Origin of the sequence: Amycolatopsis sp. lyj-108, from assembly GCF_046549005.1 — a bacterium.
Taxonomy (GTDB): Bacteria; Actinomycetota; Actinomycetes; order Mycobacteriales; family Pseudonocardiaceae; genus Amycolatopsis.
On the sequence record NZ_JAJPWQ010000004.1, the window covers coordinates 52,729 to 75,505 of the forward strand.

The following is a 22,777-nucleotide window of genomic DNA, read 5'->3' on the forward strand; positions in this document are numbered from 1 at the left end:
CCATGCTCGAGCTCAGACCCAATTGCGAGTGTTGCGATCGAGATTTGCCGCCCGCAGCGGACGCGCGCATCTGCACCTTCGAGTGCACCTTCTGTCCTGCGTGCACCGAAGGGCGCTTCGGCGGCGTCTGCCCCAACTGCGGTGGTGAGCTCGTGCGCCGGCCCGTCCGGCCCGAGTCCCTGCTCGAACGCCACCCGCCCTCGCCGCTGCGAGTGGTCAACCCGCACGCGGCCTGTGCAGCGGCGGGGTAGTTTCACGCCCTACTTGTGCCCGACGCGGACCCGCATCGACGTACCGCTCTGCGACAGCACCCGGATAGTGGTTCCGGTCGCCGGGAGGATCACTCCGGCGTTCGGCTGGTCGGGGAACAGGAACGTCCCGGTGTCGTCGAACAGCGGCACGGCGTTCCGCCCGCGGACGTAGCTGGGCTTTCCGTTGACATGCAGGGTGAACGAATCCGCCTTGCGGAGCGAGAACGGCATGTCGTAACCGGCGATCCTGGACCGCCAAGGCACGCCTTCGATGTTGTAGATCGGCGCGGGATGCGCGTCGATCGGGAGGATCAGCCCGGAGCCGAGGTGCTCACTGGTGTTGTTGTCCATTTCGGACGTGTCCCAATAGGACACCACCAATCCGTTCTGATACGGGAAATGCTCGACGAAAGCGGGTCTGTCCGGGAATCCGAAGTTGTAGGGGCCCGTGCGCAGATATCGGCCGTAGGACTCATAGGTGCGGTTCGACGCGAGGTAGAAGTTGTCGAACAGGCGGGTCTCGGTGGCGGCCGCCGTCCGGAAACCGTCGAGCGCCCAGCCGTTCGCGCCGTTCTCCGCTCCGTCGGTCAGCAACGGCGCACCGTCCGCGGTGATCGTGATGTCGTCGGCGAAGAACCCGCTCCGTGCCAAAGCGCCGTCGGTCCGATACTGGAACCGGAGCAGGGCCTTCTTGCCCGCGATCGAGTCGAGCGGCACGTTGACGTCGATCCAGTTCCCTCCCGTGGTGCTCGACAGTGCCGGCAGCCCACTGAAGTCCCGCTGGAACGGCACGCCGGCGGCGAGGCCGTCCACCGCGGTCCACGTGACGCCGCCGTCGGTCGACACCTGCGTGTAGAGGAAGTCGAAGTCCGGCTGGATGTCGTAGCGGGCCTTGAGTGTCAGTGACGCCGAGGTCTTGCCGGTCAGGTCGAGCGGACGGGTCATCGTGGTGGACAGGTTGTTGCCCCTGGTACTCCACCACTGGTTCGGACCGGCGAACGGCTGTCCATGGTGGAACGTCTTCGGCTTGTCCGGCAGCACGACCACGACGGCCTGGGCCTTCGCCGAGTTGTACTCGTGCGGGCCGAGGTCGAGGGTGCGGGTCTGGCCTGCCACCACGACCTCGTAGTCCAGCCAGCCGAGCTGCAGCTTGGACCACGCGTCCAGGTCGTTGATGCGGGTGCCGATGACCTCGCCGGGCCCGGACACGCGCTGCTGCGCCATCGGCGACCACCAGCTCACGTTGTTCGCGCCACCGTTGGTGTCGTACAGGTCGGGCAGGCCGAGGTCGTGCGCGAACTCGCGGCAGAACACGCTGATACCGCCGTTCTCCGGCTGGACGGTGTAGTTGCCGACCCAGATACCGCTGTCACCTATCTGGGTGCCGCCTCGCTGGTTTCCGTCCGGGCCGGCGGTGGTGTTGGCGAACGCGTAGGCGCTGTGGCTGTAGATCGCGTCCTCGCCGCGGAGGGGATCCGCGTCGGCCTGGTCGGCGCCGGAGTGCACGATCTGGAAGTGGTCGAGGTAGCCGTCCGGTTCGTTGAAGTCGCCGTCGCGGTCGAAGTCGTCGCGATCCCAGACGTCGAACGTCGCGAGCTGCGCACGGATCTGCGCCGGTGTCCGGCCGGCGGCGAGTTCCCCGCCGTACCAGGCGTTGACGGCGTCGGTCACCAGGTCGAAGGAGTTGGCGCAGACGACGCCGGCGCACGGGAAACCGTTCGACCGTCCGTAGCGGGCCTCGTTGAACGGCACCGTGGTCCAGTCGGTGACCATACCCTCGACCGAGTATCTGCCTGAGGACTGCTTCCGGTAATAGGCGGCGAGCGAGTCGGCACCGGGAGCGGTGGAGAAATACAGCTCCTGGTAATGGCGGCGGTCGTAGTCCGGCTGCCAGATGGTGGTGTTGTTCGTTCGCCGGTCGGGCTCGGGGATCTGGTTGTGCCGCGGGCCGTCGAAGCGGACCGGGCCCGGGATGGCCGGATCGGTGTCGACGTCGGGGTAGGACGGATGCCGCTGGTCGCCGAACTCGGCGAGTACGACGAAGATCCGGTCGGTCGATTCCCTGGCCAGCTCGACGTACTCGTCGACGGGGCCGCCCGTCCTGACCACGGTGCTCGCGCCGCGTCGCTCGGCGACTTCCTTGCCCTTCAGCACATCCGCGATCCCCTGCTGCCGCAGCTTCCTGCGTTTCACGTCGTCGGGGCCGGGCAGATCATCACCGCCGCGGGCTTCGACGGCGGCCGCGGGTGCCGCGATCGCGGCCGGAGCGCCCGCCGTCGAACCGGCGACCAGGGTGGAGACGCACAGGGCGGCACAAAGTCTTCGCAACAAAGGAGATCCCCTCTCGAACTGACTCGTGAGTACGGTTCTGCCTCGGACCTGACCGGAGCTGAAGGCTCCTTTCACCGCATCAGACGCAGTGAAGGGAGCCTTCAGCCCACCACCGGCCCCGCCCACGAACACGACAAGTTTGACCTCTTCTCGTTCTAACCCTGACTACCACTCACAACCCGCTCAAGCGAGAGAACACCTTGCGCCACAAGACGTTCCCGTGAACGATCGGCTCCCTCGTTCAACTGGTTCCGGAGTGGCAGTTGAGCGCTCGAAGGCGCCGTTCGATTCCAAGGAGACTGACATGACCGAGAGCGGTCGCCGCTGGCGGATCCTCGTGGACCAGGACCGCTGCATAGGTTCCGGGGTGTGCGTGGGAGACCTTCCGCACCGGTTCCGGATCGTCGACGACAGGTCACAGCCGGTCGACGTCGAGATCGGTGCCGACGAGGAGGTGCTCGCCGCGGCCGACTCCTGTCCACGGGAGGCGATCCGCGTCGTGGACGTGGCGACCGGTGAGGTACTGGCGCCCCTCGAATGACCGTGGCTCGACCAAGACACCGTGTCCGGCCCGCCGGACGCGTGGAGGATGTTGATGCAAAGCCGTCGAACGACGAAGGTCGAAAGGCTCTCGGCCGACTTCGTCCAGGATTCCTACACGTTGTACGCGCGGTTGCGGGAAGCGGGCCCGCCCCGGGAAGTGCTGATGCCACACGGCATCAAGGTGTGGATGGTGACCCGCTACCGCGACGCCCGCGCCCTGCTTGCCGATCCGCGGATCAGCAAGGACGGACGGCGGGTCAACGAGCTGTTCGCCCGGCACGCCGAGTCGCCGGACAATACCCCCGCGGCGGTCGACGACGAGCTGGCCGCGCACATGCTCAACAGCGATCCGCCGAACCATGTCAGATTGCGAAGACTGGTCGGCAAGGCCTTCACCGAACGCCGGGTGAAGCTCCTGCGGCCGCGGATCGAGGAGATCACCGAGGAACTGCTCGACCGGATGGCCGGCGCGCGGGAGGCGGAACTGATCGAGGATCTGGCCGCCCCGCTGACCATCACGGTCCTCGCCGAACTGCTCGGCGTGCCGCCCGAGAATCGCGAGGTCTTCCGTGCCTGGACGAACACGCTCGTCGGGGCGAACCACACGCCGGACGAGGTAGCCACGGCGTCGGCGGCGGTGGCCAGTTTCACCGAGGACCTGATCGACGCGAAACTCGCCGATCCCGGCGACGACATGTTCAGCGCGCTGGTACTGGCCACCGAGGAGGGGGACAGACTCAGCAAGGACGAGCTGGTGGCGATGGTCTTCCTGCTCGTGGTGGCCGGGCACGACACCACGTTGAGCATGCTCGGCAACGGGGTGTACGCCTTGCTCCGCCATCCGGACCAGCTCGCCAGGCTACGGGCGGATCCGGCGTTGCTTCCCGCCGCGGTCGAGGAACTGCTGCGGTACGAGGGTTCGGTCAGCCTGGCGACGTTCCGCTTCACCACCGAGGACATCGCGCTGGACGGTGTCACCATTCCCGCCGGCGAGATCGTGGTGGTGGCACTGGGTTCGGCGAACCGCGACGCGGAGAAGTTCGAGCACGCGGACAGCCTGGACATCACCCGCGGGCTCGGCAGTCACCTCGCCTTCGGTCATGGCATCCACTACTGCGCGGGCGCACCCCTGGGCCGTCTGCAGGTGGAGATCGGCATCGGCGGGTTGCTGGAACGGTTCCCCGACCTCGCGCTGGCGGCGGGACCGGAGCAGCTCCGGTGGAAGACCAGCACGATCATGCACGGCCTCGTCTCGCTGCCGGTATCCCTGCACGGCTAGGCCGTGTCCTGTGAGTATCGCTTGGCGTGCTGACCTGCGGAAAGAGAGCGGGGGACCTTTGGTGTCGCGTTCCCGGCGGGCTGACTGTGTGGATTTTGGTGCGTTGGATGACCAGAAATCCACACAGTCACCGGGAGGGGGACCGCGAACGCAAGACCCGCCCCGCGGCGAAGGCCCGACAAGCCTTCGCCGCGGGGCATCGGCGTCTTCGACGGGCACGGATGCCTCCTGATCGCGTGATACCGTTTCGGCATGGGCGAATTCGATTTCCTCGTAGGCTCGTGGAATGTCCTCAACCGCCGTCTGACAAAGCGGCTTGCCGGTAGCGACGATTGGGTGGAATTCACGGCACCCGCGAAGAGTTGGAGCCTTTTCGAAGGAAAGGCGAATGTCGACGAAATCGTTTTTCCCGACGGTGTGCGGGGACTGACCCTGCGGTTGTTCGACCCAGTGGCCCGGAAGTGGTCGCTGAACTGGTCGAGCAGCGACGTCGGACGGCTCTTCCCGCCTGTCATCGGCGAGTTCACCGACGGGCGCGGCGTCTTCTACGGCGAGGACACCGAGGGTGAAACGCCCGTGCGGGTCCGGTTCATCTGGTCGGACGTCACCGAGAATTCGGCCCGCTGGGAACAGGCCTTCTCGATCGACGACGGTGAGAGCTGGGAGGTCAACTGGATCATGACCTTCACCCGTGCCTGACGATCATATTTCCGCGAGCGGCGATCCGCGGTGCGCAATCGTCGCCGCGTGACCGGACCGGCCGCGGTCTGCTTCTCTGGCCCGCATGCAGCAACGCATCGAAGCCTCCCAACTGATTCCCGGACGCGGCACGCCGATCACGGACGGTGTCGTGATCGTCGAGGGCGACCGGATCCGCTACGCCGGTCCGCGTGACGAGGCGCCGGCCACACCCGGCGCCGACGTCACCCGCGGGCATACCGTGATGCCCGGAATGTGGGACTGTCACGGGCATTTCATGGGCCTGCGCAGCGCGGACCTGCACGATCTGATGCACGAGCCGATCGCCTTGCGGTCGGCTCGGTGTGTGTCGGACCTGCGGGCCTGCCTCGACTCGGGCTTCACCTCCATCCGCGAGGTCGGCGGTCTCGGCATCCACTTGGTCCGCGCGGTCGCCGAGGGCACCATCGAGGGACCGACGATCTACAGCGCGGGCACGGCCTTGTCGACCACCGGTGGACACGGCGACGTGCACGGCTTCCCTGTCTCGTGGATCAACGACTTCGGCCACCTCGGCGGCGAGCTGCGGCTTGCCGACGGACCCGCCGAGTGCGCGCGGGCCGCCCGTGAGCAGCTGCGCAACAACGCGAAGCTGATCAAGGTGTTCGCCTCCGGCGGGGTTCTGTCCGAAGTGGACCATCCGCACCATCAGCAGTTCACCGACGCCGAACTGGCCGCGATCGTCGAGGTGGCGGGACAGGCCGAGCGGGTGGTCGCGGCGCACTGCCACGGCAAGGCGGGCATCATGGCCGCGCTGAAGGCGGGTGTGCACACCATCGAGCACGGCACCTATCTCGACGAGGAAGCCGCCGCGGCGATGCGCGAGACCGGCGCGATCCTGGTGCCCACCCGCACGATCATGCACCTGCTGCTCACCAGCGATCTGCTTCCCGCCTACGCCAAGCGAAAGCTGGAAGAGGTGGCCGGGCGGCATCTCGACGCGATCGCCTTGGCCCGCGAGGCGGGTGTCACCATCGCGCTGGGCACCGACCTCGCCATGACCGGCCCCGATCGGCCGACCCAATGGGGGAAGGGCGGTATCGAGCTTTCGCTGATGGTGAAGAGCGGTGCCACCCCGCTGGAGGCGATCGAGATGGCCACGGCCACCGCACCCGCCACCCTCGGACCGCAGGCGCCGCGCTCCGGGCAGCTGCTGGCCGGCTACGACGCGGACGTGCTCCTGCTGGACGCGGACCCGGTGCTGGACATCGACGTCCTCGCCGATCCGGCCCACGTGACCGACGTCTGGAAGTCCGGCCGTCAGGTGAAGTGAAGGCAACAACGGCCGTAGAACCCGAGTACATCGAGAGAACAACCGCGGCGGCGATGGTCTCGGTGACGAAGCCCCGGCTCCATGGAGAAATGCCCATGAGTGACACGATTGTCGATTTCGACGCCATCATCACGCGATATGCGACCTTCACCTTCGACGACTCGACGCCCTTGCTCGACGCGGGGCTGGAATCGCTGGCCTTGCTGCGTCTCGCGGTCGACGTGGCGGGTGACGACGACGCTGAGATCGACGCCACCCGGCTGGTCGATCTGCACACGGTCGCCGATCTGAAGCGCTGGCTGGCCGATCTGGCCGCCGCCGGCCAGGACGGGGGCGGGCGATGACGACCCGCAGACTCTTCGACTGGTTCGACGATTCGGTGGCGGTTCACGGTTCCTCGACGGCGATCGAGGTCGCCGAGCTCACGTTGACCTACGACGAACTGCGGGCCGCCGTCGAGCGGATGGCGGTGCGCCTGGTGTCGGCCGCGGGCAGACGACCGGACCGGGTCGGCCTGCTGACCTCGCGCAGCCTCGCGAGCTACGTGGGCTACCTGGCGATCCAGCGGGTCGGCGCGGCCGTGGTGCCGCTCAACCAGGGCGCGCCGGTCGCGAGGAACCTGGCGATCACCAAGGACGCGGGCCTGGACGTGACGATCGTCGACGACACTTCCGCCAAGCAGCTGCCGGAGTACCCGCGGCAGTCGGGTATCCCGATCGTCGACCTGACCGGTGACCGGTGGCGTGGCCTGTTGGACGGCGACGAGCCGCTGCCCGAGATCGGTTCCGGCGACGGGGACGTCGCCTACATCATCTACACCTCCGGCTCGACGGGGAGCCCGAAAGGCGTGCCGGTGACGCACGAATGTGTGTCCTCGTTGCTGGAGGACAACATCCGCCGGTTCGGCTTCACCGACGACTGCCGGGTTTCACAGACCTTCGAGCTTTTCTTCGACGGTTCGATCGTCGAGCTCTTCGCCACCTGGGGGACCGGCGCGACGTTGTGCGTCCCGCAGCACAGCGAAGTGTTCGCGCCGGTGCGCTTCGTCAACGAGAAGCGGCTCACGCACTGGCTTTCGGTGCCGTCGATCATCTCGTTCGCACGCAGGCTGCGGGCCCTCGCCCCGGGCAGTATGCCCAACCTGCGCCGGGGGATGTTCGGCGGCGAACCGCTGAACCTCGAACAGGTCGAGGTGTGGCGGGCCGCCGCACCCAACGCGACCATCCACAACTGCTACGGGCCGACGGAACTGACCGTCATCTGCACCGGATACGAGGTGCCTGCCGCGCGCGCCGACTGGCCGGTCACCTCGAACCGTTCCATGCCGATCGGTGAGCTCTTCCCGCATCTGGACTATGTCCTGCTCGACGAGGAACTCCGGGAATGCGAGGACGGCGAGCTGTGCGTGCGCGGCCCGCAGCGCTTCCCCGGCTACCTGGACTCCGACGACAACGCCGGGCGCTTCCTGGCTTTCGATGGCGAGCAGGGCACGGTCTACGACGGTGCCGAGCCGCTGACCCCCGGGCATTGGTACCGCACCGGTGACCGGGTGCGCCGCGAGAGCGGTGAGCTGGTCCATCTCGGCCGCGTCGACGACCAGATCAAGGTCCGGGGCAACCGGGTCGAACTGGGCGAGATCGAGTCGGCGCTGCGACGGCATCCGTCGATCGCCGAGGTGGTCGTGGTGGCGCTCGCCGCCGCCGACGGCGAGGTGGACCTGCACGCCGTCTACGCGGGCGATCCCGTTGACGAGAAGGAGTTCGTCCGCCTGCTCGAGGACCTCCCGGTCTACATGCGCCCGAGGGGTTACCACCAGCGCGACAGCATCCCGTTGGCCGCCAACGGGAAGGTCGATCGCAAAGGGTTGACCGAAGAGATCCTGCCGATCGTCCGCTGAACACCGGAAAGGAATTCCCGTTGAACGCTCCCGTCGCGACGGACACCGGCATGTTCCCGGCCAGTGCCCTCATGGAGATGCTGTGGTGGATCCATCAGAGGGCCAGGAACAAGTCCGTCTACAACCAGACCTGGCCGCTGAAGGCCGACCGGCCGCTGGACTTCGACGCCCTGCGGGTCGCCTGGCAGGCCGTGGTGGACCGCTACGAGGCGATGCGCGCGAGCCTGCACCACCGTGACGGCGCGATCATGGTGTCCATTGTGGACCATGTCGACGTCGAACCGCAGTGGATCGCGATCGAGGATCCCGGCTCCGTGCCGGTGGAGCCCCTGCTCAGGTCGATCGCGGGGGAGATCCAGGAGCGGCCGCTCGCGCTGGACGTCGCGCCGGCGGCACGGCTGGTGGCGGTGACCGTCGGAGATCAGCACGAGTTGCTGGTCACCGTCCACCACGCTCTCGTCGACGGATGGGGGATGCAGCTGCTGATGGACGACTTCGCCAAGGCGTACGCGGCGGCTGTCGCGGGTGAGGAGCCGGATTTCGGCGCCGAGCCCCCGGTGTCGTTCCGGGAGCACATCCTCGCCTCGAACGCGGCCCGCACCGACGGCCGCTGGGACGCGAGCCTGAAGTACTGGCGAGAGAAGCTCGACGGCGCGGTGACCACGACCCTGGTCGCCGACCGGCACACCTACACCGGAACCGGCAACAAGGGCGGGATGGTGCGGTTCGTCTTCAGCAAGGAGGCCGTCGACGGCATCGGCGAACTCGCGAAGCGGTACTTCACCACACCGTTCAGCGTGCTGTTCGCCGCGTTCCAGACGGTGCTCGCCCGTGGCGGCGCCGGACCGGAGGTGTGCACGGGCCTGGTCAGCGCCAACCGTATGACGCCACAGGACCAGGCGCTGGTCGGGTATCTGGCCAACGTCCTGGTGACCAGGACCGTCATCGAGGACGGCGACTCGTTCGGCACCGTGGTCGAGCAGGTCCGTGACGGCATGTGGGACAGCCTCGCCCATCAGACCGTGCCGTTCTCCCTGGTGTACGGCGCACTCACCGAATCGGCGCAGGCCAGGCTGCGGGACGCGATCCCGCTCCTGGTCACCTGGTACGGATCGATCGGTGTCGGGCTGCGTCTCGGCGACGTCTCGCTGAAGCTGCAACGCGCGCCGAACCGAGCCGCCCGCACCGACCTCGGGTTCGGGGTGTTCGACGTCGAGGGCGAGTACGTCGTCGAGTCCGAGTACAACGTCGGCCGGTTCGACCACTCGACGGCGCGGCGCCTGTTCCAGGACATCGACCGGGTCCTCGCGGAGGGTGGCCTGGATCCGGAGCTGCCGGTGGGCACCATCGAGGTCGGCTCCAGGACCGCGCCCGCCTATCTGGAACACACCATCACGACGGCCGAACCGGACACCACGGAGATGCCTGAGTCCGCGGCGCTCGACCAGGTCCGCAGGGTCTGGACGGAGGTGCTCGGCACTCCGCCGACCGGAGCGGATGAAGACTTCTTCGCCACCGGTGGCCGGTCGCTCAAGGTCGTCCAGTTCGCCTCGGCCATCGAGTCCGAAAGCGGCGTGACGCTGGACATCACCGGGTGGCTCACCGAGCCGACCCCGCGGCGGGCGGCCGAGCAGCTCGACGGCGGCTCCGGCGCCGACGACGGCAGCACTCTGGTCGTCCTGCGGGAAGGCGGTGGCCCGCATCTGCATCTGCTGCCCGGCGCGGGCGGCAGCGTGCGGGACTACCACGAGCTGGTGGCCGAACTTCCGCCGGACTGGCTGGTCACGGCGTCGCAGGAACGCACGCCGCTGGACTCGATACCGGCGATGGCGGCGAAGTTCCGCGCCGATCTCGATGCCGAGGAGCTGCGCCCCCATCTGCTCGGTGGCTGGTCGATGGGCGGGCAGATCGCGTTCGAGATGGCGGCGACCGGCCGGGGCGCCCCGCCGCCGGTGGTGCTGCTCGACTCGACACCACCGGTCCGGCACGGCATCGCCCCCGAGGTGCGGGACGCCGTGGTGTACGAGGTCTTCTCCGAGAACATGGCCGCGACGTTCGGCGCGACCCTCGACGGCACGCCTGCCCGGACCACGCCGGGGGATCCCGAGCTGGCGATGCGGGTGCTGGCCGCCCGGCTGGCCACGGCGAGCGGGCAACCGGTGTCGGTGCCGATGCTCCTCGAGCGCTGGACGACGTTCAACCGGCACACCGATGCGGTCGGCTCGTACCTCAACGAACGGCCGCTCGCGGCTCCCGCGCTGCTCGTCCGGGCGGAGCTGGCCGAGCACCAGGTGGACCAGTGGGCGACGCAGTTCACCGCACCGCCGCGCCTGGTCCGGGTCGAGGCCGACCACTACGGCATCCTCCGAGCCCCGGTGATCGCGGAGATCGCCGGCGAAATCGTGCGACTTCGCGCCACCGCAACACAATCAGTGTGAACTTGGAGGAGCTGTGTCCGAGCGACCCTCGACCGTTCCCGCCGTCGCGATCGAGCCCCGGCCGTCGCAGCGGCGCAACGAGTGGCTGCTGATCTCGTTCACCGGGACGACCAACACCGCGGACGCCGTGATGCGGGTGGCGCTTCCGTTGCTGGCCACCACGGTCACCGATTCACCGGCGTTGATCGCCGCGGTGGCGATCATGCTGACCCTGCCGTGGCTGATCACCGCACTGCACATCGGTGTGCTGGTGGACCGCAAGAACCGGCGCTCGCTGATGGTGGGGGCCGAATTCGCCAGGATGGCCGCGATGGCGGTGATGCTCACCGCGGTCGCGGTGGGCTTCGTCAACCTGCCGCTGATCCTCGCCGTGGCACTGGTACTGGGTGTCGCCGAGGTGGTCGCGCAGCTGTCCGCGATGTCGATCATCCCGACGGTGACGCCGAAGAGCCGATGGCAGTCGCTGAACGCGCGGCTCACCGCGACCGAATACGTCACGTTCAGTTTCGTGGGCGCGCCGATCGGCGGATTCCTCGTCGCCGCCGGATTCGCCGTGGCGCTGGGCGCGAGCGGCGCGGTGTACCTGTTCGGCGCGGTGCTGCTGACCATGCTGGTCGGCGACTTCGCGGTGAAGCAGGCCAAGGAGCGCCGTCCGGCAAGGGTGGAGATCCGCGAAGGTCTGTCGTTCCTGTGGCAGCACCGGTTGCTGCGGACTATGGCCGCGCTGATCACGGGTATGGCGGGCTGCTGGGCCGCGTGGTACGCGCTCATCCCGGCGTACGCGGTCGGCGGGCCACTCGGTCTCACGCCCGCGCAGTACGGATTCCTGCTGACCAGCCTCGGCGCCGGTGGAGTGCTCGGCACGGTCCTGGTCGGCCCGGTCAACCGGTTGATCGGCAGACGCTGGGCGATGTTCGTCGACATCATCGGCACGGTGCTGCTGGTCGGGGTACCCGCGGTGGTGCCCGGCGCGCCCGCCAGTGTCTGGCCGGTCGGTGTCGCCGCGTTCTTCGCGGGCGTCGGCGGGACGATGTGGACGGTGAACTCCCGGGTGATCAGCCAGTCTCTGGTGCCCAACGAGCTGCTGGGCCGGTTCAGCGCGGCGAGCAGGCTGCTGTCCTGGGGCATGCTCCCGGTGTCTGCGGCGATCGCGGGCGGTCTCGCGGAGCTGTTCGGCTTTCAGGTCGCGTTCGGGGTCTTCGCGGTCGTCTGCCTGCTGATGATCTACCCCTTCCTGCGGGTGATCACGGCTGCCGCGATCGCCGAGGTCGACACCCCGGCCGGGGAAAGTGGCGGCAAGTGATCGATCCACAAGGGACGATGTACGGCTGGTTCCTCGACACCGTCCGGAGATGCCCTGATGCGACGGCCATCGAGGTCCGTGAGGACGCGCTGAGTTACAGCGAACTCCGGCTGCTCGTGGACAGGCTGGCGGCCGGGCTGGTGCGGGCGGCGGGAAGGCGCCCGCACGCGGTCGGGCTGCTGGCCGCCCGCAGCCTCGCCACCTACGCCGGTTATCTCGCGGCGCTACGGCTCGGTGCGGTCGTCGTCCCGCTCAACCCGAAGTTCCCGGCCGACCGCAACCGGACGATCTGCGCGGCGGCCGGGGTGGACGTGGTCGTGGTCGACGAGGCGGGCGCGGCGGAGGTGGTGGACGGCACGGGCGCCGTCGCGCTGCCCCTGCTCGGCGATTGGCCCGAGCGGCTGCCCGAGCCGTGGAACCCGCCCTACGAAGGCGATCCCGACGCCGTGGCGTACCTGCTGTTCACGTCCGGCTCGACCGGAACCCCCAAGGGCGTGCCGATCCGGCACCGCAACGTGGCGGGCTACCTGGCGCACTGCGTCGAGCGTTACGCGGTCGCGCCCGGCTGCCGGCTCTCCCAGACCTTCGACCTGACCTTCGACCCCTCGGTGTTCGACCTGTTCGTCGCGTGGAGCACCGGGGCGACCCTGGTGGTGCCCTCCGACGCGGAGGTGCTCACCCCGGCCCGGTTCGTCACCGGCAAGCGGATCACCCACTGGTACTCGGTGCCGTCAGTGGTCTCGCTCGCCGGTCGGCTGCGCGGGCTGCGCCCCGGCGCGATGCCGGAGCTGCGCTGGAGCGTTTTCGCCGGCGAACAGCTGACCGTGGATCAGGCAAGGGCCTGGGCCGCCGCGGCGCCGAACAGCGTGCTGGAGAACGCCTACGGTCCCACCGAGCTCACCGTCACGGTCACCGCGTACCGGCTGCCCGCCGATCCCGGGTCGTGGCCGGACACCTCGAACGGCACCGTGCCGATCGGCCGGGTGCACGACGCGCTCGACGCGGTGCTGGTCACCGAGGACGGCCGCGCGGGCGAGGACGGCGAGCTGTGCGTCCGCGGCGGACAGCGCTTCGACGGCTACCTCGACCCCGCCGACGACCACGGCCGGTTCTTCCGCGGCGAGACGTCGTTCGTCGTGGCCGATGGCGCGCCGCGCGACGGCGATTGGTACCGCACCGGAGACCGGGTCCGGCGGGAACACGGCGAACTCGTCCACATCGGACGGTTGGACGATCAGGTCAAGATCCGCGGTTACCGTATCGAACTGGGCGAGATCGAGGCCGTGCTGCGGAAGCATCCGGGAGTGCGGGACGCCGTGGTGATCGCCGTGCCGTCGCGCGGGCAGACCGTGCTGCATGCGCTGCACACCGGCGACCCTGTCGACGCGGGCGAACTGACCGCCGCCATCGCTCGCCGCCTCCCCGAGTACATGGTCCCGGCCGCCGTGCACCACGTCGACGTCCTGCCCGTCAACGCGAGCGGCAAGATCGACCGTCGCCGCCTCGCCGCGGAGGTGACCGACGCCGCGCGGTGACCTCCGCGTTTCGGCACCTAATTGCGTTCCCCGCCCCGCTCGTTACCCGCTCGGAAGTCCGTGAGGGCCTCCTTCACTACCTTCAGGGTAGGGAAGGAGGCCCTCACGACCTTGTGCCGAGCTGCGCTGGTGCTTGGGGACGTAACTCGCGTGATTGAGCACGTAACTCGCGTGCTTGGGGACGTAACTCGCGTGTTCGGAGGCGGTCCGTCTCTGATCACGCGAGTTACGCTTCTGATCACGCGAGTTACGTCCCTGGGCCTGGCGTTTCGGCACCTGGTTGCGGTGGGAAGTCCGGCTCAGTCACCCCGCAACTCGTCGCGCGAAGGTCGCGCACAGCGAGTCGATGTCCTGCAACGCCTGAGGGGTCAGGTCTTCATCGCCGAGTACCACCGCCAGCCGTGTCTCGACCCGTTCGATGATGTCGACCAGCCCGAAGGAGTTGTAGTTGGGGAGCTCGCGCAGGGTGGTGGCGGCGCGCACGGTGGGCTCATCGATCCGCAGCACGTCCTGGATCGCGGCGAACACCGCGGCGCGGGCGGCGAGCCGGGCCGCGATGGTGACGTCTCCGTGGAGCAGGCGGCCGAGGTCGTCGAGCACGGCGGTACCAGGCGCGCCGGTACGGGATCGGCGCGAGGCCACATAGCTTTTCGAGGCGAGGGTGAGCCAAGCCTTGGCGTGCTCGTCGACCTCGGGGCTCGGCCGGTCGTGCCGGGCGAGCCAGGCACTGTGAAGCAGGCGCGAGCGGCCCAGCAGCCAGATGTCGAGCACCAGGCCGTCGCCGTGGTCCGCCGCGAGATAGGCGTCGATGGCGGGGACCGCGTCGGCCATCGCCCTGGCGTTGGCCGCGAGGACGTCGGGCTGCTCGGTGACCGGTTCGGCGGTGAACCGCAAGGCGGTGGCCGTGGGCAGCATGGCGTCCAGTTCGCCGGAGGAGAGCCGCCACACGCCGGGACGGCACGGACCCCACGGCGTCTCGTCGTAATAGGCGTCGACCACCGTGTCCGATGTGGACAGAAGGAACGTGTGCTCGGTGTGGCGGCGGCCGGCGTACGGCGTCCACGTCAGGCCGTGCGCGTCGGCGATCACGTACAGCGGGCCGGCTTCGTCGGCCAGCGCACGCAGCCGGGCGCCGTCGATCCCGTCCCAGCGTCGCTCCACCCGCAGGCCCAGCGTCTCGTGCGCGGCGGCCAGCCGGTAGGGCAATGAGGCGGCCACCCGCGGCCCCGGCTCGAGATCGAATCGCAGCGGGGCTCCGAGCGACAGGTGCGCGCCCGCCCCGCCGTGCCGGTCGGCCAGCACGGCGAGGTTGGCCTGCAGGCAGTCCAGCGCGTCCGCGCGCACCGTCTCCAGCAGCGGCGACCAGAGCCGGTCGTACGTCTCGGCCAAGGAGGTCACGATTCCCGCTCCAGGCCGAGGAACGCGTCGACCTCACCGGTGAGCCGGTCCAGGTGCCGCGGTTCGAACACGTCGTAGTGGCCCGCGTCCAGGGTCGCGGTCCGCAGATCCGGTGCGAGCTCACACCATCGTCGCAGCGCGACGGTCCGGCCGGAGATGCCGTCGTCGGCGTCCCTGCACATCAGCAGCAGCGCCCGCCCGGGATACTCGCGTTCGGCGGCATACCCGGCGAGCGCGTGCGCCTGTGCCCGGAAGGTGCGCTCCACCCTGGCGACGGTGTGTTCGTCCGGCCGGGGGCCGAGGCCTCCCACGATGAGCTTCCTGATCCGTTCGTCGTCCTCGGCCGAGGCGTGGCGGGGCAGCGGCGAACTGTCCACGATCACCAGATCCGGCCGCGACCCCCGATCGGCCAGCCGCACGCACATCTCCCAGCCGACGGTGCCGCCCAGCGACCAGCCGAACACCAGCGCCGGGGAGCGGTCGCCGAGCGCCGACAGGGCGGACTCGGCCATCGCCGCGATGCTGTCCTCCGGCGGTTCCCCCGGTACCAGCCCGGCCGCACGCACGGCGTACACGCTGTAGTGACGGCCGAGGTGGGAAGCCAGTCGCAAGTACGGGTTCAGCCCGCCGCCCGCGCCGGGCAGCATCACGCATACCGGTCGATCCTTGCGGCGTACCAGAGTGACCAGCCTGCTCGGCGGCTCTTCGCGTACGGGCTCGTTCATTGCCGGACCAGCGCTGCCAGCGTCGCCACGGTCGGCGAGCGGAAGAATTCGACCAGCTGCACGGCCACTCCGTACCGCTCCTGCACCTGGCCCACGACGGTGAAGATGTTCAGCGAGTGCGCGCCGTACTCCAGCACCGGGCGGTCCCGCTCGACCTGGGGTACGCCGAGCACCTCGGCCCAGATGTCTGCCAGCTCCCGCTCGAGGTCGTCGGCGTACTCGGCGGCGGGTGCGGGCTCCACCGCTCGCTGGGCGCTGAGCTGTTCGGCCAGCGCCACCAGCGCGGCACGGTCGGTCTTGCCGCTGCGGGAAGTCGGCACGGACTCGATGTCGACGATCTCCGCGGGTGCCATGTACGACGGCAGCCGCTCGGTGAGTGCGGCCCGGACCTGTTCGTGGTCCGGCGCGGCGCCGGGCTCCGGTAGCAGGAAGAGCAATGGGCGGCGATCGATTCCGTCACCGCGCACCGCGGCCACCGCCTGACGTACGTCCGGCAACCCGGTCGCCACGGCTTCCAGCTCGCCGAGCTCCACCCGATAGCCGCGGATCTTCACCTGGGAGTCGTTCCTGCCGAGGAAGATCAGCGCACCGTTTTCGTCGCGCACCACGTGATCGCCGGTGTGATAGGCCGTTTCGCCCGGGGTGAAACCGTCGGGCAGGAACCGTTCGGCGGTGCGCTCCGGGTCGTTGACGTAGCCCTCCGCGGGCGAGTGGCCGCCGAGCAGCAGCTCGCCGGGGACCCCCGCCGGCGCGAGATGACCGGTTTCGTCGACGACGTACGCGGTCACGTTCGGCAGCGGCAAGCCGATCGGGACGTGGCGTGACCACGGCGGGTCGGCCGCGGTCAGCCGCCAGGTGGTCGCGGCGTTGGTCTCGGTCGGCCCGTAATGGTTGACCAGTGTGCACTGTGGATGGTCGGTGAAGAACCCGCGGATCTCCTCGTCAACCAGCAACTGCTCGCCCGACACGCACAGGTATCGCAGCGACGGCAGGTGCGTCCGCACGGACTGCACGAACGGGCGTAGCGCCGCCACCGGAAGGTAGAGATGGGTCACCTCGGTGTCGGCGACCCGGCGCACCAGCTCGGGGAAGTCGCGCCGGTCGGCGGGCTCCCGCGACACCACGGTCGCCCCGGCCAGCAGCGTGGGCAGGATCTCCTGGAACGACACGTCGAATCCGGCGGGCGCGTACTGCAGGAACCGGCTGTCCGCGGTCATGTCCAGCGCGGAGATCTGCCAGGCGGCGAGATTGAGCAGCGGCCGGTGGCCCATGAGCACGCCCTTGGGCAGCCCGGTCGAGCCGGACGTGAACATCACGTAGACCGGAGAGTCCGCCGTCGCGACGGCCGCGGTTTCCACATCGGACTCGAATGCGGCGGCCGGAGCGACCTCGACCCCGTGCAGGGTGACACCGGAGCCGATCACCACCCGGCAGCGGGACTGCCGCACCATGTACGACAACCGGTCGGCGGGAAGGCTCGACTCCAGCGGCAGGTAGGTCGCGCCACGCCGCAGGATCGCCAGTATCGACGTGACGGTCTCGTTGAGGGAATCCAGCCGCAGCCCGACGACGTCTCCCTGGCCGACCCCACGATCGGCGAGCCCTGAGGCGATGCGCTCGGCGGTACGGGAAAGCTCGGCGTAGGTGAGTGTGCGGCCGGGTTCGGTGACCGCGACGGCGTCCGGAGTCCGGCGTGCGGTCTCGGCGAACCACTCGTACAGGGTCGGCGACGGCACCTGCGCCGGATACCCGTCGTGGCGCCGGCTTCGCACGGCCGAGGCGTCGTCGAACAGTTCGGCGAGGGTGAGCGTGCCGTCGGCCACCGTCCGGCGCAGGGCGGTCCGCATCGAGTTCAGCAGCCCGTCGGCGACCGCGGGCGGGATCAGCTCGCTGTCGTACTCCAGTTCGAGCAGCCACCGGCCGTCGACCAGGGTGGCACCCAGCCACAGGTCGAACTTGGCGGTGCCGTTGCCCGGCTCGTACGCGCCGACCACCGCGCCGGTCCCGGTCGCCGGGTCGAACGTGTCCTGCATGGCGAGCATGCAGGAGAAGAGGGGGTTGCGGTCGCTCGGCCGGTCCGGCTGCACCTGCGCCACCAGCTGGTTGAACGGGACGTCCACCGCGGAGCGGCAGTGGTCCACCGCGGCACGGACGGTCTTGTCGAGGTGTTCGTCGACGGTGCGCGTCCAGTCCACGTCGACGGTGACCGGCAACGTGTTGACGAAGAACCCGCACAGGTCGTACGAGCCGATCGTGCGCCGCGCGGTGAACGGGCTGCCGATCAGCACCCGCGTCACGCCGCCGTGCCGCGCCAGCACCGTGCCGTACACCGCGGAGAACACCACGAACGGGCTGACCCCGAGCCGTTTACAGGTGGCCTGGAACCGCTCCGACTCGGTTTCGCCGAGGGTCCACGAGATCCGCTGTCCGGCGAACTCCGTCCGGTGTGGACGGTCGGGTCGCGGGTACAGCACGAGCGGCGGGACCTCGCGCAGCCGTTCGGCCCAGGTGGTGACCTGTTCGGCCGTCCGCGCCGAACCCGCGGCCCGGTTCTGCGCGTTGAGTTCCTTCACCAGCGCGGCTTCCCGGCTCACCCGCAGCGTCTCCACGTCCATCGGGCCCGCCAGGGCGCGGTCGAGGTCGCGCACGATCGGGCCCATGGAAACCCCGTCGCCGACCAGATGGTGGCCGCAGATCAGGATCGCCGCGGCACTGTCGTCGGTGGCGCGCACGAAACCGAACCGGTGCACCGGTCCGGTCGTCAGATCGAACGGCGCGCGGCCGATGTCCCTGCCCAGCGCAGCGAGTGTGGCGGCGTACTCGGCGGGCGGCACGGAGATCGACTCCAGTGGCAACTCGTCCGCGGTGGGCGGAGGCCGCAGCACGGCGTGCATCTCCGGATGCAGCCGGAACACCTGGCGCAGCGCCGGCTGAACGGTGACCAGGGCGACCAGCGCCCGGGTCACCGTCTCGGCCAGCGGGCCGGCGCATTTGGCCGGATCGAGGTCGAACTGGATGACCTGGTTGTAGATCTGCTTCGTCGGCACCAGGCTGTCCACCACCAGCAGTCCCTTCTGGGACTCGGTGAGGTGGAGTGTCGCCGTGTCGGCCAGCTGGAGTTCTGCTGTCATGCCGAGAGCGTCGCCGGATCCGATGTACCGCCGATGTTCCGGTGATGCAACCGTGCGGAACACCGGCGGCGTATCGCGAGCACATCGGCGGTACATCGACGGCGGTGAGCATCTGCCGCATGTCGACCAACAGCTTGCCCGTCACCGCGCCGCCGACCGAGGACCTGGCGCCGCCGGGGGGCCGGGTGGTGCTCAAGATAGGCACGTCCTCGCTGCTCACGGACGGCAGGCTGGACGCGCTCAAACTCGACAGGCTGTGCGAGATCGTCCACAGAGGACTCATCGCGGGCCTGCACCCGGTGCTGCTCGCTTCCGGTGCCATCGCGATCGGCCGCGGCAGGCATCCCGCGCTGGCCATGGACGATCCGGCGGCGTTGCAGGTGTCCGCCGCGCTCGGCCAGTCTCGGCTGTACTCGGCCGTCGAGGCCGCGTTCGCCGAACGCGGCGTGCAGACCGGGCAGCTGCTGCTCACCCCGCCCGACCTGGTCGAAGACGAGCGGAGCGGAGGCGTCGGGCACACCTTGCACACCATGCTGGCGCTGGGCATGGTGCCAGTGGTCAACGAGAACGACGCGCTCGGCGTGCGCAACAACGACGTGCTCGCCGCGCTGCTCGGCGGCTACCTCCAGGCCGAGCTGCTGCTGTTGCTGACCAACGTGCCCGGTCTCTACGACAGCAACCCGAAGCTGGCCCCCGGCGCCCGGCACATCGAGGAGGTGCCGGTGCTGACGGCCGAGACCGAACGGCAGGCCGGCGGCGCGATCGGAGACGGCGGCACCGGCGGGATGGTGATGAAGCTCGGCGCGTGCTGGATCGCCACGTTCAGCGGCGTACGCACGGTCATCGCGGAGAGCGCGGATCCCGACGTACTGGTCGCCGCGCACTGTGGCCGTCCCGCGGGCACGGTGTTCCACCCGCGCGCGGTCACCGGCGCGACTCCCGGCATCGGAACGCTCTGGCGCGCGTTCCGGACCCCGCCGGTCGGGGCGCTGCACTGCACCCCGGCGGGCCGGGAGGTCGTCGTCCGCGGTGAAACCGTGTGCCACCACCACGTCGCCGCCGTCCACGGCACCGTCGCGCCCGGCGACGTGGTCGACATCTGTGACCAGCACGGGCGGCCACTCGCCCGTGGCCCGCTGAGCCGCGCCGTCGAGCCCGGCCGCCCGCCGACCGCACCCGTCGTCGACGGTGGCGACTACGTACCGATCATGGAGGACCTGCCATGTCAGTGACCGACGTCTGCCGCGCCGCGGCCGAGGCGTGGACCGAGATCAAAGGGCTGACCACCGCGCGCAAGAACGCGCTGCTGCTGGACATGGCCGTCGCGATCGAGGAGCACCGGGACCGGATCGTCACGGCCAACGAGACGGACGTCGCCGCCGCCCGCGACAACGGCGTCTCGGCCACGCTGGTCGATCGCTTGACCCTGACCGAGCGGCGGATGGCGGGTCTGGTCTCGGCCATCCGGACCATCGCCGACCTGCCCGATCCGGTCGGCCAGGTGGTCGAGGGCTGGACAAGGCCCAACGGCCTGCTGATCGAGCGGGTCCGCGAGCCGATCGGGGTGGTCGCGGTGATCTACGAGGCACGGCCCAATGTCACCGCCGAAGTCGCCGCGCTCTGCCTGAAGTCGGGCAACTGCGCCGTACTGCGCGGCTCCTCGATGGCCATGGCGACGAACACGGCGATCATGGCCGCACTGGACAGCGCGATCGCCCGGCACGACGAGGTGCCATCCGGTGCGGTCCAACTGCTCACCGACCCGTCTCATGACGCCGCTCGGGAACTGATGCGCGCCAAGGAGTTCGTCGACCTGCTGGTGCCACGCGGTGGGCCGGAGCTGATCGAGTCCGTCGAGCGCAACGCCACCGTGCCCACGGTGATCGACGGCGCGGGCAACTGCCACGTCTACATCGACCGGTCGGCGGACCTGGAGATGGCCACGGCGGTCACGGTCAATGCCAAGACCTCCCGGCCCAGCGTGTGCAACGCCATGGAAACTCTGCTGGTACACGAGGAACTCGCCCAGGACTGGCTGCCCGACGTACTCGACGAGCTGTCGGCCGCGGGTGTGGAGATCCGCGGTGACGCGACCGTCCGCGAGGTCTGGCCCAAGGCGGTGGCCGCGCGCGAAGAGGACTGGGGCACCGAGTACCTCGACCTGGTGCTGGCCGTGCGGGTGGTGCCGGACGTGGGCGCGGCGATCGCGCATATCGACCGGTGGGGCACCTCCAACGCCGAGGCGATCGTGGCACGGGACATCGACGTGGCCCGCCGGTTCGCCCGAGAGGTGGACTCCGGCAGCGTGTTCGTGAACACCTCGACCCGTTACTCCGACGGCGGCGAGTTCGGCTACGGCGTCGAGATCGGCGTGTCCACGCAGAAACTGCATATCCGCGGTCCGATCGGGCTGACCGCGCTGACCACCGTGAAGAACGTCGTCTGGGGTACCGGACAGACGAGGATCGTGTAGGGGAGCGAGTCCAGTGTCCACTGTCCGAACCGCGTCGCCGATCCGCCCGTCGTCCCTTGTGGACAATGCGGCGCAGGCGCTGTCCATCAAGTACAACAACCTGGTCTACGAGCTGAGCGCGGCCGGGCAGGACATCATCACGCTCTCGCTCGGCGAGGCGTTCTTCGACCTGCCGCTGCCCCGGTTCGACGACCTGGCCGGGCACGGCCTGCATCACTACTCGCACTCCCGTGGGCTGCCGGAGCTGCGGCAGCGGCTGGCCGGGTACTGGGCCGACTTCGACCTCCCGGTCGACCCGGATACCGAGATCGTCGTCACCGCCGGCTCGAAGGTGGCGATCTACATGGTGTTTCTGGCGCTGCTCGAGCCGGGGGACGAGGTGATCGTCCCGGAGCCGTTCTGGCTGAGCTATCCCGAGCAGGTGCGGCTCTGCCGCGGCGTTCCGGTGCTGGTGCCGCACGACGTGAGTGTGTTCGACTTCGGCCGTTACGTCACGCCGCGCACCAGGGCCATCGTGATCAACAACCCGAACAACCCGTCCGGCCGGGTGCACACCGACGCCGAGCTGGAGTTCGTGCACGATCTGGCGGACGCGCGGGGCCTGGTGGTGATCGCCGACGAGGCGTACCACGAGTTCGTGCCGTCGGAGACCCCGTTCCGGGCGTGCGGCTCGTTCGATCCGGAGCTGCGGCACACCGTCACGGTCAACTCGATGTCCAAGAACTACGGGGTTTCCGGCTGGCGTGTCGGCTACGTCATCGCGCATCGCACGCTGATCGACCAAGTGCTGAAGATCAACCAGCACCTGATCACCTGCGCGCCGACGATCCTGTCCTGGTATCTCGCCGAACACTTCGACGACATCCTGGACATCACCCGTCCGCAGATCCGCCGTGTCGTGGACCTGCGCCGCGAGGTCGCGGGCCAGCTCGCGGACATCGGCATCGAGACCCTGCCCGGCTCGGCGACGTTCTACCTCTTCGCCTCCCTCGGCAGGTCCACTTTGGACTCGATGGAGTTCGCCACCCGGCTGCTGCGGGAAAGCGCGGTCAGCGTGGTGGCGGGCATCGCCTACGGTGAGTCGTGCGACCGGCACATCCGCATCTCCGTGGGCACGGAGTCGCCGTACCGGGTGGCAAGGGGCATCGCCGAGATCCGGAACCTGATCGACGCCACGAGCTGACCAGCGCAGGAGAGTGGGGCGTTCGAAGCTCGCACCCGAGCTTGAACGCCCCTCGGGCCTTCCAGAGGCCGGCTTGGGGAACCGTGGAGGATCGGGTCGTAGTACGGGTACTTGCGCTGCAAGGCCTCGGGGTCTTCGTGTTCCATCCCGGTGCGGTAGTTTTTGGTCCAGTAGGAGACGCCGCCTTCCGGAACCAGGCCTCGGCTCGCGTCGCGTCGTAGACCGTGCAGACCTTCAGGGGCGAACCCGAGTGGGCCCTCGGCGTTTGCCGATCAGCCT

At 69.2% G+C, this 22,777-nt stretch carries 17 protein-coding genes; 13 read left to right on the forward strand and 4 right to left on the reverse strand.

What is annotated here, in order from left to right; all coding sequences use genetic code 11:
- The first annotated feature begins 2 nt into the window (after nucleotides 1-2).
- Nucleotides 3-251, forward strand: a complete 249-nt coding sequence (locus tag ACLJO0_RS16260) for a DUF1272 domain-containing protein (protein WP_410579356.1) — start codon at nucleotides 3-5, stop codon at nucleotides 249-251.
- 9 nt (nucleotides 252-260) lie between these two features.
- On the opposite strand, the gene ACLJO0_RS16265 is transcribed toward ACLJO0_RS16260, so the two are convergent.
- Complete coding sequence (locus tag ACLJO0_RS16265) at nucleotides 261-2,579, reverse strand: immune inhibitor A domain-containing protein (protein WP_410579357.1); 2,319 nt, start codon at nucleotides 2,577-2,579, stop codon at nucleotides 261-263.
- 307 nt (nucleotides 2,580-2,886) lie between these two features.
- Between ACLJO0_RS16265 and ACLJO0_RS16270 the strand changes: the two genes are divergently transcribed.
- The 9 genes from ACLJO0_RS16270 to ACLJO0_RS16310 all read left to right on the forward strand — a co-directional run bounded on the left by ACLJO0_RS16270 (nucleotide 2,887) and on the right by ACLJO0_RS16310 (nucleotide 13,588).
- A complete protein-coding gene (locus tag ACLJO0_RS16270) occupies nucleotides 2,887-3,123 on the forward strand; it encodes a ferredoxin (protein WP_125795773.1) in 237 nt (78 codons plus the stop codon).
- Nucleotides 3,124-3,177: 54 nt separating this feature from the next.
- Complete coding sequence (locus tag ACLJO0_RS16275; protein WP_410579358.1) at nucleotides 3,178-4,404, forward strand: cytochrome P450 family protein; 1,227 nt, start codon at nucleotides 3,178-3,180, stop codon at nucleotides 4,402-4,404.
- Nucleotides 4,405-4,740: 336 nt separating this feature from the next.
- Nucleotides 4,741-5,103 (forward strand): hypothetical protein, encoded by a 363-nt coding sequence (locus ACLJO0_RS16280; protein WP_410579359.1) that lies wholly within the window; start codon nucleotides 4,741-4,743, stop codon nucleotides 5,101-5,103.
- Between the two features lie 85 nt (nucleotides 5,104-5,188).
- Complete coding sequence (locus tag ACLJO0_RS16285; RefSeq protein ID WP_410579360.1) at nucleotides 5,189-6,415, forward strand: amidohydrolase family protein; 1,227 nt, start codon at nucleotides 5,189-5,191, stop codon at nucleotides 6,413-6,415.
- Between the two features lie 95 nt (nucleotides 6,416-6,510).
- Entirely contained in the window at nucleotides 6,511-6,759 is a 249-nt protein-coding gene (locus tag ACLJO0_RS16290; RefSeq protein ID WP_410579361.1) for a phosphopantetheine-binding protein, read from the forward strand.
- Nucleotides 6,756-8,312, forward strand: a complete 1,557-nt coding sequence (locus tag ACLJO0_RS16295; protein ID WP_410579362.1) for an amino acid adenylation domain-containing protein — start codon at nucleotides 6,756-6,758, stop codon at nucleotides 8,310-8,312. The genes ACLJO0_RS16290 and ACLJO0_RS16295 overlap by 4 nt, the downstream gene beginning before the upstream one ends.
- 20 nt (nucleotides 8,313-8,332) lie before the next feature.
- Nucleotides 8,333-10,750 carry a condensation domain-containing protein gene (locus ACLJO0_RS16300; RefSeq protein ID WP_410579363.1) on the forward strand — a complete coding sequence of 806 codons (2,418 nt, stop codon included), beginning with the start codon at nucleotides 8,333-8,335 and terminating at the stop codon, nucleotides 10,748-10,750.
- A 13-nt stretch (nucleotides 10,751-10,763) separates the two neighbouring features.
- Nucleotides 10,764-12,053, forward strand: a complete 1,290-nt coding sequence (locus tag ACLJO0_RS16305; protein WP_410579364.1) for an MFS transporter — start codon at nucleotides 10,764-10,766, stop codon at nucleotides 12,051-12,053.
- Nucleotides 12,050-13,588, forward strand: coding sequence for an amino acid adenylation domain-containing protein (locus ACLJO0_RS16310; protein WP_410579365.1), 1,539 nt, complete (start codon nucleotides 12,050-12,052; stop codon nucleotides 13,586-13,588). The genes ACLJO0_RS16305 and ACLJO0_RS16310 overlap by 4 nt, the downstream gene beginning before the upstream one ends.
- A gap of 303 nt (nucleotides 13,589-13,891) precedes the next feature.
- Here the strand turns inward: ACLJO0_RS16310 and ACLJO0_RS16315 are convergent, their stop codons facing one another.
- From ACLJO0_RS16315 to ACLJO0_RS16325, 3 genes are read right to left on the reverse strand one after another with little or no spacing between them, the layout of a single operon-like run.
- Nucleotides 13,892-14,986, reverse strand: coding sequence for a hypothetical protein (locus ACLJO0_RS16315; RefSeq protein ID WP_410579366.1), 1,095 nt, complete (start codon nucleotides 14,984-14,986; stop codon nucleotides 13,892-13,894).
- On the reverse strand, nucleotides 14,983-15,711 hold the full coding sequence (locus ACLJO0_RS16320; RefSeq protein ID WP_125787248.1) for an alpha/beta fold hydrolase: 729 nt from the start codon (nucleotides 15,709-15,711) through the stop codon (nucleotides 14,983-14,985). The genes ACLJO0_RS16315 and ACLJO0_RS16320 overlap by 4 nt, the downstream gene beginning before the upstream one ends.
- Nucleotides 15,708-18,842: a non-ribosomal peptide synthetase gene (locus ACLJO0_RS16325; RefSeq protein WP_410579367.1), complete on the reverse strand. Its 3,135-nt coding sequence runs from the start codon at nucleotides 18,840-18,842 to the stop codon at nucleotides 15,708-15,710. The genes ACLJO0_RS16320 and ACLJO0_RS16325 overlap by 4 nt, the downstream gene beginning before the upstream one ends.
- A 119-nt stretch (nucleotides 18,843-18,961) precedes the next feature.
- On the opposite strand from ACLJO0_RS16325, the gene proB reads away from it, so the two are divergent.
- From proB to ACLJO0_RS16340, 3 genes are read left to right on the forward strand one after another with little or no spacing between them, the layout of a single operon-like run.
- Nucleotides 18,962-20,074, forward strand: coding sequence for a glutamate 5-kinase (proB, locus tag ACLJO0_RS16330; RefSeq protein ID WP_410579368.1), 1,113 nt, complete (start codon nucleotides 18,962-18,964; stop codon nucleotides 20,072-20,074).
- Entirely contained in the window at nucleotides 20,065-21,315 is a 1,251-nt protein-coding gene (locus ACLJO0_RS16335) for a glutamate-5-semialdehyde dehydrogenase (RefSeq protein ID WP_410579369.1), read from the forward strand. Before proB ends, ACLJO0_RS16335 begins: the two co-directional genes overlap by 10 nt.
- A 13-nt stretch (nucleotides 21,316-21,328) precedes the next feature.
- Nucleotides 21,329-22,498 (forward strand): pyridoxal phosphate-dependent aminotransferase, encoded by a 1,170-nt coding sequence (locus ACLJO0_RS16340; protein WP_410579370.1) that lies wholly within the window; start codon nucleotides 21,329-21,331, stop codon nucleotides 22,496-22,498.
- The last annotated feature ends 279 nt before the right edge of the window (nucleotides 22,499-22,777 follow it).

Bases quoted from the DNA above. Each gene is read 5' to 3' on its own strand.
- ACLJO0_RS16260 (WP_410579356.1), top strand. From the start codon at position 3: ATGCTCGAGCTCAGACCCAATTGCGAGTGTTGCGATCGAGATTTGCCG.
- ACLJO0_RS16270 (WP_125795773.1), top strand. From the start codon at position 2,887: ATGACCGAGAGCGGTCGCCGCTGGCGGATCCTCGTGGACCAGGACCGC.
- ACLJO0_RS16275 (WP_410579358.1), top strand. From the start codon at position 3,178: ATGCAAAGCCGTCGAACGACGAAGGTCGAAAGGCTCTCGGCCGACTTC.
- ACLJO0_RS16285 (WP_410579360.1), top strand. From the start codon at position 5,189: ATGCAGCAACGCATCGAAGCCTCCCAACTGATTCCCGGACGCGGCACG.
- ACLJO0_RS16290 (WP_410579361.1), top strand. From the start codon at position 6,511: ATGAGTGACACGATTGTCGATTTCGACGCCATCATCACGCGATATGCG.
- ACLJO0_RS16295 (WP_410579362.1), top strand. From the start codon at position 6,756: ATGACGACCCGCAGACTCTTCGACTGGTTCGACGATTCGGTGGCGGTT.
- ACLJO0_RS16320 (WP_125787248.1), bottom strand. From the start codon at position 15,711: ATGAACGAGCCCGTACGCGAAGAGCCGCCGAGCAGGCTGGTCACTCTG.
- ACLJO0_RS16325 (WP_410579367.1), bottom strand. From the start codon at position 18,842: ATGACAGCAGAACTCCAGCTGGCCGACACGGCGACACTCCACCTCACC.
- proB (WP_410579368.1), top strand. From the start codon at position 18,962: ATGTCGACCAACAGCTTGCCCGTCACCGCGCCGCCGACCGAGGACCTG.
- ACLJO0_RS16335 (WP_410579369.1), top strand. From the start codon at position 20,065: ATGTCAGTGACCGACGTCTGCCGCGCCGCGGCCGAGGCGTGGACCGAG.